Raw genomic sequence first — 1,008 nt, forward strand, 5'->3', positions numbered from 1 at the left:
CGGCGACGGCGGCGAGCAGCGACTTGCCGGCGCCGGACGGGCCGACCACGGCGAGCAGCGCACCACCCGGCACCCGCAGGTCCACCCCGTCGAGCAGCGGCCGGCCGTCGTCGCCCCGCACACTGACCCCGCGCAGCTCCAGGCAGCCGGGGCCGGGCGGCAGGGTACGGTCGCCGTACGGGCGGGCCGGTTCGGTGAGCACCTCGGCCGCGCGCCGGCAGCCGGCGCGTACCCGGACGGCCTTGTTGAGGGCGCTGACCACGGTGCCGAGGCCGGCGCCGAGCGCGGCGTACTGGATGGCGGCCAGCAGGTCTCCCGGTGTCAGCCGCCCGGCGGCCAGGGAGAGCCCACCCACGGTGACCACCGCCAGTTGCAGCATCGGACTGAGCACGGCGCCCCGGGTCGCCGCCCCGGCCAGCACGGTCCACGTCCGCGTGCCGTGCCGCCGCAGTTCCGGGACCGGGGTCAGGATCCGCTCGACCTCCCGGCCGGTGGTGCCGGCGGCGGCGATGGTCCGCGCGCCGGCCAGCGCCTCCACCATCAGCCCGGCGAGGTGTCCCTGGGCCCGCTGGTAGCCGGCGACAGCGGCGGACGCGTCGGCGACGAACCCGCGCAGCAGCACGCCCAGCAGCACCAGCCCGACGACGAAGGTCGCGCCGAGCCACGGGTCGATCATGGTGAGGGCCACCAGGCTGCCCACCGGCGGCAGCAGGACGGTGCCGGCCAGCACGACGGTCGGTGCCGCCTGGCCGGCGTCGGCCACCTGGCCCACCAGGCGACCGGCCAGGTCGCCCACCGGGTGGCGGGCCGCGGCCCGGGGGTCGAGGGCGAGGATGTGGCGGACCAGCGTGTGGCGCAGGCCGGCGACGGAACGCGCGCTCGCCGCGCCGGTGCCGTAGTCCCGCACCACGCCCGCGCCGACCAGCAGGACGACCAGTCCACCCACCGCGGCGAGCCAGCGGCCGGCGGACTCCCCGGCGGTGGCGCCGACGGCGGCGTCGACCGCGC

1 protein-coding gene is annotated in these 1,008 nt (G+C 78.8%); it reads right to left on the minus strand.

The annotated features are described in order from the left end of the window. Positions 1-1,008 (minus strand): ABC transporter ATP-binding protein (locus tag B0E53_RS36760; protein WP_146167983.1); only part of this gene is annotated, 1,008 nt, incomplete at both ends.

Origin of the sequence: Micromonospora sp. MH33, assembly GCF_003013775.1 — a bacterium.
In the GTDB taxonomy this organism is placed as follows: domain Bacteria; phylum Actinomycetota; class Actinomycetes; order Mycobacteriales; family Micromonosporaceae; genus Micromonospora; species Micromonospora fulviviridis.